At 70.1% G+C, this 8,463-nt stretch carries 7 protein-coding genes and 1 pseudogene; 4 read left to right on the top strand and 4 right to left on the bottom strand.

What is annotated here, in order from left to right:
- The coding region (locus AC2W7A_RS06310) for a GNAT family N-acetyltransferase (RefSeq protein WP_485990604.1) at positions 1-565 on the top strand (565 nt) is incomplete at its 5' end.
- 258 nt (positions 566-823) lie between these two features.
- Here the strand turns inward: AC2W7A_RS06310 and AC2W7A_RS06305 are convergent.
- The 4 genes and pseudogenes from AC2W7A_RS06305 to AC2W7A_RS06290 form a co-directional block, all read right to left on the bottom strand.
- Positions 824-1,752 (bottom strand): annotated as a pseudogene (locus AC2W7A_RS06305) (sugar ABC transporter permease).
- Positions 1,753-1,826: 74 nt separating this feature from the next.
- The gene (locus AC2W7A_RS06300; RefSeq protein WP_485990603.1) at positions 1,827-1,970 is read right to left on the bottom strand and encodes a hypothetical protein; all 144 of its coding nucleotides are present in this window, start codon (positions 1,968-1,970) and stop codon (positions 1,827-1,829) included.
- Positions 1,901-3,331, bottom strand: coding sequence for an ABC transporter permease subunit (locus AC2W7A_RS06295; protein WP_485990602.1), 1,431 nt, complete (start codon positions 3,329-3,331; stop codon positions 1,901-1,903). The genes AC2W7A_RS06300 and AC2W7A_RS06295 overlap by 70 nt, the downstream gene beginning before the upstream one ends.
- Before the next feature lie 249 nt (positions 3,332-3,580).
- Positions 3,581-4,888, bottom strand: coding sequence for a sugar ABC transporter substrate-binding protein (locus AC2W7A_RS06290; RefSeq protein ID WP_485990601.1), 1,308 nt, complete (start codon positions 4,886-4,888; stop codon positions 3,581-3,583).
- A gap of 331 nt (positions 4,889-5,219) precedes the next feature.
- Here AC2W7A_RS06290 and AC2W7A_RS06285 point away from each other — a divergent pair, with 331 nt between their 5' ends.
- From AC2W7A_RS06285 to AC2W7A_RS06275, 3 genes are all read left to right on the top strand, one after another.
- Positions 5,220-6,296, top strand: coding sequence for a LacI family DNA-binding transcriptional regulator (locus AC2W7A_RS06285; RefSeq protein WP_485990600.1), 1,077 nt, complete (start codon positions 5,220-5,222; stop codon positions 6,294-6,296).
- An 82-nt stretch (positions 6,297-6,378) separates the two neighbouring features.
- A complete protein-coding gene (locus tag AC2W7A_RS06280) occupies positions 6,379-7,455 on the top strand; it encodes an ABC transporter ATP-binding protein (protein ID WP_485990599.1) in 1,077 nt (358 codons plus the stop codon).
- 361 nt (positions 7,456-7,816) lie between these two features.
- A partial coding sequence (locus AC2W7A_RS06275; protein WP_485990598.1) for an excalibur calcium-binding domain-containing protein occupies positions 7,817-8,463 on the top strand: 647 nt, incomplete at its 3' end.

Raw genomic sequence — 8,463 nt, 5'->3', positions numbered from 1 at the left:
CCCCGACCGCATGACCGGCGCCGACCGCACCGAGGGCCCCGGCCGCACGGGCCTCCCCACCGGATTCGTCCTCGCGGACGAGGCGCCGGCGCTCGCCGAGTATGTGGCGCTGCGTCCGGCCGCGGGGCTGTCCCCGATCACCGAGGCCCAGGGCGCACCGGCCCTGACCGCCTCCTGGGCGTGGGCCACCGTCCGCGAGGAGGCCACCGGGGAGCTCGTCGCCATGGGGCGCGTGCTCGGCGACGGCGGCTGGTACTTCCACGTGGCGGACATGGCCACCCGCCCGGACCGGCAGCGGCGCGGCCTCGGCAGGGCCGTGCTCACGCGGCTGCTGGACCGCATCCGGGCCGAGGCCCCGCCGAACCCCTACGTCACCCTGATGGCGGACGAGCCCGGCCGCCCGCTGTACCGCTCCCTCGGGTTCGTGGAGACCGCGCCCGAGTCCCTCGGGATGGTGCTGCCGCGGGACTCCGCAGGGCCGCGCTCCGGGGACCCCGGCTCAGGAGCCCCGGACGCCACGGCCACGCAGGACCCCGCACGAACCGCGCCGCCGGCGCGGACCTGATCGAGGTCGAGGTGGTCTGCACTGACCAGGGCGAGCACCGTCGTCGGGTCCAGGAGCGGGCCACGGACGAGCCCGGGCTGACGTAGCCCGGGTGGGAGACCGTCGTCGGGAGGGAGTACGCGGCCTGGGACCGCCCGGTGCTCCGGATCGACACGGCCGCCACGGACCCGGAAGCCGCGGCCGCCCGGATCGGGGCGGCGGTCCGCGGGAGCGCCCGCTGACCGGGGCGCCCGCCGACACCGGTGCCCCGGCCCGGGATCAGCCCTTCACACCGCCGGCGGTCAGGCCGGAGACGATGTACTTCTGCAGGAACAGGAACAGCGCCATCACCGGCAGGGCCGCGAGCACCGCGCCGGCGGCGAACACGCCCCAGTTCTCCGAGCGGGTCTCGGACACGTACCCGTAGAGGCCCACGGCCAGGGTCTGCGTGCCCGGGTTCGTCAGCACCACCGAGGCGATCACGAACTCGGAGACGGTGAAGATGAAGGACAGCAGGGCCACCACCGCGAGGATGGGGGTCACCAGGCGCAGGATGATCGAGAAGAAGATCTGCACGTGGGAGGCGCCGTCCAGCTTCGCGGCCTCGTCCAGGGACTTCGGGATGGTGTTGAAGAAGCCGTACATCAGGTACGTGTTCACGCCCAGCGCGCCGCCCAGGTAGACCAGGATCAGGCCGAGCTGGGAGCCGATGCCGAGCACCGGGACGATGTCTCCCAGGTACGTCAGCAGCAGGAAGATCGCCACCACGGCCAGCAGCTGCGGGAACATCTGCACCAGCAGCAGGGTCAGCAGGCCCACGCGGCGGCCGGCGAAGCGCATGCGGGAGAACGCGTACGCGGCGAGGGCGCCGAGGAACACGTGGCCACCGAGGTCACGATGCCGATGATCAGCGTGTTGATGAACCACTGGGCGTACGGGCGGGACGGGTCGTTGAACAGGTCCACGTAGTTCTGCAGGGAGAACGCGCTGAACAGGCTGTTCGAGGACGCCATGGTACCGGTCGGGTCGAAGGACGCGGACAGCACGTACAGCAGCGGGAACAGCGAGAACGCGGAGGCCAGCACGCCCACGATGTGGCGCCAGCCGTTCTCCTTGAACCAGCGGCCGAAGGAGCGGGTCGAGCCCGAGGGGCCGTCCTCCTCCCAGCGGATCGGGTCCTTCTCCTGCGCGGCCAGGGCCGCGGCCATTCCCGACGACGACGGGCCGGCGGGCACTGTCGGCTCGCCCGGGCGCGGGGTCCCCTGAGGGGTCGATGCGGTGCTCACGAGTCGATCTCCTCCAGGGCCTTGGTGCGGTTGAAGCTGATCGCAGAGATGGTGGCCACGATCAGGAAGATCACGATCGACAGCGCCGAGGCCAGGCCGAAGTCACGGCCCACACCCGAGAACGCGGTCTTGTAGACCACCGTGATGAGGATGTCCGTGGCGCCGATGTTGCCGGACGCGTCGGGAACTGCGGGCCGCCGCCGGTCAGCATGTAGATGATGTTGAAGTTGTTGAAGTTGAACGCGAAGGACGAGATCAGCAGCGGGGCCACCGAGACGAGCAGCAGGGGCAGCTTGATCGAGCGGAAGATGCGCCAGGCGGAGGCGCCGTCCATCTTCGCGGCCTCGTCCACGTCCTCCGGCAGGGACTGCAGAGCTCCGGTGGTCACCAGGAACATGTACGGGAAGCCCAGCCACAGGTTCACCAGCAGCACGGAGACCTTCGCGAGCCACGGGTCAGTGAGCCACTGGATGTCCGCGCCGCCGAGCAGGGCGGCGTTGACGAAGCCGAACTCCGGGTTCAGCAGACCGGACCAGACGAGGCCGGACAGGAACGCCGGGAACGCGTACGGCAGGATCATCATCACGCGGTAGACCTTCTTGCCGCGCAGCGAGGCCTTGTCGAAGGTGATCGCCAGCAGCAGGCCCAGCACGAACGTGGTGAGCACGGACAGGAACGCGAACGCGAACGTCCAGAGGGTCACGCGGATCAGCGGGTCGCGCAGGGACGGGTCCGTGAAGGCCTTCGTGAAGTTCTCCACGCCCACGAACACGCGCCAGCCGTTCTGCAGGGCGGTCCCGTCCTCGGAGACGTACTGGCCCTCGCCGTTGTCCTTGTAGACGGCGCCGGTCTCCTTGTCCGTGAAGGTGTCCGCGGCCTCGTCGTAGTCCAGCTTGGGGGCGTAGGCGTAGGCGGTCTGCCCGTCCTGGGTCTCCAGGGTGCCCTGCGCCGGGTCCTCGGAGACCGGGACCTTGAGGGAGGACATCTCGTCCTGGCGGGCCAGCAGGTCCGCGAACTGGAGGGTCTGGTAGCCGTCCACGGAGACCGGGCGGTCGCCCACCATGGTGGCCTGCACCGGCTCGAGCGGGTGCTCGGCGTTGCCGACCACGGCCTCTCCGTTGCGTTCGGTGAGCATGTACAGCTCGCCGCCCTTCTCCACCACGGTCACCGGGTAGGTGGGCGAGTCCGGCACGCGCATCGTGGCGGTGCGCTGGATGGCGGCGATCGCCGCGTCCTTGTCCGAGTTGTGGCCGTCGCCGTAGTTGGTGAACGCGATGTAGGAGGAGTACACCACCACGAACACCTGAAACAGCACCAGGAAGAACACGCCCGGCGCCAGGTACTTGGCGGGCAGGCCGCCGCGGCGCAGGTAGATCCAGTTGATCAGGACGGTCACGGCCAGGGTGATGCCGAGGACCAGCCAGTCGCCCATAGCCGCCAGCTGGAACATCACGAACACGGCGAACGCGTCCACCAGGCCGAGCAGGACGATCTTGGACATCGTGCCGAGCAGGCCGTCCGGCCCGCGGCGGGTGCCGCCGAGGCCGCCGCGACGGCGGGGTGCGGTGCCCGGTGTCCCCGGCGTGCGCGTCGGGTGTCGCCGGCGCGGTGGAAGACGAGCTCATGGTCCCTCATCCGGCCCGAAGGCCTGCCTCATGGTGCTGAAGCCCCGCCGGGTGAGCGGGGCGGGTCGGGGGCACCGTGCGCCGCCCGGGGCAGTCCGGGCGGCACACGGCGTGGACGGGTCAGATCACTTCTTGATCTTGCCCTCGATGTCGGACACCATCTTCTTCCAGTCCGCGGCCGGGTCGGCCTCGCCCTTGATGATGCGCATCTCGGTGCCGCCCCAGAACTCCCAGACCGCGCCCATCTCCGGGTCGGCCGGCATCGGGACGCCGTTCTTGCCGATCTCGCCGAAGGCCTTCACGACCTCGTCCTTGGCCGCCTTGTCGAAGGAGGCGGTGAGGGCCGGGGCGCGCTTGCCCTCGGTGTAGAGGGCGTCCTGGGCCTGCTCGGAGGACAGGTAGTTGATGACGAACTCGGTGGCGGCGAGCTTGTTCTTGGACTCGGCGGAGACGAAGAACGCGTTGACGCCGATGAACGGCTGCGCGTCCTCGTCGCCCATGGACGGGATCGGCTCCACGGCGAAGTCGACACCCGCCTTCTGGGCGTCCTCGACGTTCCACGGGCCGGTCAGGAAGTAGGCGGCCTGGCCCTTGAAGAACTGCTCCTTGGCGATGTCTCCGGTCATGTTCGGGTTGAACGCGCCGGTGCCCTTCGGTCCGTGCTCGGCGAGCTTCTTCGCGAAGGCCTCGCCCTTCTCGCCGCCCATGGCGACCTTCGAGGCGTCGTAGGAGCCGTCCTCCTTCTGCTCGAACACCGGGGCGCCCATGGAGGTCTGGAACGGGTACAGGTGGTACGGGTCGCCGGACACCGGGTCCAGGCCCACCACGAAGCCGTACTTGGCTTTGCCGGAGTCCACGACCTCCTGACCCTTCTTCACCATCTCGTCGAAGCTCTCCGGGGTGGAGTCCACAAGCTCCGTGTTGCGCAGCAGCGCGATGTTCTCCACGGAGTAGGGCACACCCCAGGTCTTGCCGTCGTAGGTCACCGCAGCCACGGCAGCCTCGGAGAAGTCGCCGGACTTGTCGCCGAGCTCCAGCGGCTCCACGACGCCGTTCTGCACGAGGGCGCCGATCCAGTCGTGGGCACCCACGATCACGTCCGGGCCCTTGCCGGTCGGGGCCTGGGTGATGAAGTCGTCGCGCATGGAGGAGTTGTCCTTCACCACGAGCTTGACCGTGATGCCCTTCTCCTCCTTGAACTTCTTCGCCACGGCCTCGAGGGGCTTCTGGCGGTTCTGGTCGACCCACATGGTGATGGTCGACGAGCCGCCCTTGCTCAGATCCTCGGAAGAGGATGCCGCGCCGGCGGTCGGGGTGGCCGAGCCGGAGTCGCCGCTGCCGCCGCAGGCGGTCAGGGCGAACGCGGCGATCGCGCCGGACATGGAGAGGGTGAACGCGCGACGGGAGACGCCGCGGGAGGAGTTCGCAGTCATGTGCCTGCCTTTCGGAAGTTCGTCCGGATCCGTCGGGTACCGCCCCGAGGCGGGGGCCGCAGCCCGCCGCACCGTTGCGGCCGGAGTCCTGCCTCCCTTGCGCCTGCGCAGACGGTGCTCCTGTGCAAGGGTGTGGTGAAAGCGAGTGTAAACGCTTACACCCTGGACGTCCATCCATCGGGCATAGCGGCACGTCCGGTGTGCCTCTGCGGATGCAGCCCGTCTGGACATGGGGACCGGACGGTGAAAGCGCTTCCACTTAAGCCTTCGATGGGCCTACTATGGCCGTCGTCCCCGCCGCAGGCACCCGTGACCAGAGAACAGAGACCACATGGCCGGCATCAAGGACGTCGCGCGCATGGCCGGCGTCTCCACCGCGACCGCGTCCCGCGCCCTCACCGGGTCGGGCCCCGTCGCCGAGACCACCCGCACCAGGGTGCTCCAGGCCGCCGAGTCCCTCGGGTACGTGGCCCACGCCTCCGCCGCCTCCCTGGCCTCCGGCCGCACCCGCAGCATCGGAGTCGTGGTCCCCACCGTGGACCGCTGGTTCTTCGCCGCCGCCCTCGAGGGCGCGGCCCAGGAGCTCATGGCCCACGGCCTGGACCTCACGCTCTATGACGCCGGCCTGTCCGCCGAACGCCGTTCCACGATCTTCGGGGACCTGCTGCGCCGCGGCGGCCTGGACGGGCTGATCAGCATCTCCTTCAAGCTCAGCCCGTTCGAGCTCGCCGGCATGCAGCGCATGGGCCGCCCCGTGGTGGCCCTCGGCGGCCGCGTGGACTCGCCCGCCGAGCTGCCGGACTGGTTCACCGCGCTCCAGGTGGACCACTTCCGCGCCGCCACCCTCGCCACCGAGCACCTGACCGGCCTCGGCCACCGGGAGGTCGCCTTCCTGGGCCGGGTCGCCGAGGACGTCGAGTTCCAGGTCTCCACGGAGCGCACCCGCGGCTTCCTGCAGGCCATGGCGGCGGTGGGCGTGCAGGTTCCGGAGGATTGGCTGGTGGAGGCCGACTTCACCACGAGCGGCGCCTTCCACACCGTGCGCGAGCTGCTCTCCCGGCCCGGCCGGCGGCCCACCGCCGTCCTCTGCATCTCGGACGAGATGGCGATCGGTGCCTACACCGCCGCGCTCTCCCTCGGCCTGTCCGTGCCCGGCGACGTCGCCGTGATGGGCATCGACGGCCACCCCGACGGCGCCCGCCTGGGCATCTCCACCGTCGACCAGTCTCCGCGGGAGCAGGGCCGCCGTGCGGTCCGGCTCATCGTCGAGGCCCGCAAGGGCACCCCCGCACCCCGGCACATCCAGCAGCACCTCGCCGTCCGACAGCGGCCGAGCACCGCGGTACCGCCGGACGTCCCGAGGACGGTCGTGCCGTCGTCGGGAAGGAGCCCCGCCGTGGCCGGCTGATGGCCGGCCGCCGACGGAACCACCCAACCCCCTCTTTCACTACGGATCGTCGGGCACGTGCCTGCCCGTGAAAGGACCCACCATGGCCACCGTGACGTTCAAGTCCGCCACCTGCCAGTACCCCAAGGCCCCGCGCCCCTCCGTGGACGGGCTCGACCTGGAGATCGCCGACGGCGAGTTCCTCGTGCTCGTGGGACCCTCCGGCTGCGGCAAGTCCACCTCCCTGCGCATGCTCGCCGGCCTCGAGCCGCTCACAAAGGGCCGCGTGTTCATCGGCGACCGCGACGTCACCGACGTGGAGCCCAAGGACCGGGACATCGCGATGGTGTTCCAGAACTACGCGCTGTACCCGCACATGACCGTGGCGGACAACATGGGCTTCGCCCTCAAGATCGCCGGCGTCCCCGCCGCCGAGCGCCGGGCCCGCGTGGAGGAGGCCGCGAAGCTGCTGGACCTCGAGCAGTACCTGGACCGCAAGCCCAAGGCCCTCTCCGGCGGCCAGCGGCAGCGCGTGGCCATGGGCCGTGCGATCGTCCGGAACCCGCAGGTTTTCCTCATGGACGAGCCACTGTCCAACCTCGACGCGAAGCTGCGCGTGAAGACCCGCGCCCAGATCGCCCAGCTCACCCGCCGCCTGGGCATCACCACCGTGTACGTCACCCACGACCAGACCGAGGCCATGACCATGGGCGACCGCGTGGCCGTGCTCAAGGACGGGCTGCTGCAGCAGGTGGACACCCCGCGCAACCTCTACGAGAAGCCGAAGAACGTGTTCGTCGCCGGGTTCATCGGCTCCCCGGCCATGAACATCTTCCGCGTGAAGACCTCCCCGGACGGCCTGCACGTGGGCAACACCGTGCTCCCAGTGGAGCGCGAGGTGCTCTCCCGTGCCGGCGGCGAGGTGGACCTCGGCGTGCGCCCGGAGAACTTGGAGATCACCGAGGGCGAGGGCATGGAGGTCGAGGTGGACACCGTGGAGGAGCTCGGCGCTGACGCCTACGTCTACGGCCACACGGACATCGACGGGCAGGAGCAGATCATCACCCTGCGCACCGTCGGCTACACCGCTCCGGAGAAGGGCGCTGTCATCCGCGTCGCCCCGCAGACCGAGCGCATGCACCTGTTCCACGCCGAGACGGGCGAGCGCCTGAACGGCTGAGCCGGCGCGACGCGGCGCGCGTCGAACCAGAAGGATCGGTGGCTTCAGAGGCCTGTGAAGTGCCCACCTCCTCTGGTTCGGCACACCGTCCGGGGGCGGTCCGCGGGATCTGAGTCTGCTCTCCCTGGCAGGTCCTCAGACGGTCCGGCCGGTCCGGTCGGACGTGGTGCCCTCGCGGGGCACGTCCGCACCGGATCGATGAGAGCCGTCCTTTCGGGCGCCGGACTCCCGTCCGGGGAGGGCGGCTGTCACTCATGGACTGCGATCCTGTGCGCCGGATAATGTGATCGAGCTGGTGTGGGGTTCGTCTCCCACGCCCGTGCGCCATCCCACGTCTCATCCGCCTATCCCGGAGGACTCCATGAAGAAGACCACCACCGGCCTCACCCTGGCCGCCGCCCTGTCCCTGACCGCTCTCGCCGCCGCCCCGGCTTCCGCACTGGACCGCTACGGGAACTTCCAGAACTGCGACGAGGTGTACTCGGCCGGGCTCTCTCACCTGACCGACTCCCACCCGCAGTACGACGACGGCCTGGACGGCTCCGACAACGACGGCATCGGCTGCGAGCGCCCGGAGCAGAACGGCTACTACAAGACCAAGAAGTGGACCCCGTCCGCTCCGAAGGTCGATGCGCCCTCTGCCGACGTCGACTCCGATCTGCCGGACCACGTGACCCTGCCGGACGCCGTCGACAACCAGTTCACCTACCCGGACTGCAAGGACGTCTTCGCCGCCGGTCTGGCCAACCTGCCGAAGGACTCGGAGTACTACCACGAGGACCTCGACGCCGACCTCGACGGCATCGGCTGCGAGGTCAACGGCGACGACGCCGCTGACGTCCCCGCCGAGATCGTGGCCAAGTACACCGTCCAGGAGTCCGAGGCGGACGACTCCGACGACGAGCAGCAGGTCACCGTGGTCCCCGAGGGCACCCCGGACACCGGCGCCGAGGGCACCCCGCTGGCCCCGTTCGCGGCGGCGGCGCTGGCCCTGGGCCGCCGTCGCCG

Source organism: Micrococcus sp. LASM2_SD2, assembly GCF_057364565.1.
This window is presented reverse-complemented; position numbering and strand designations above follow the sequence as displayed.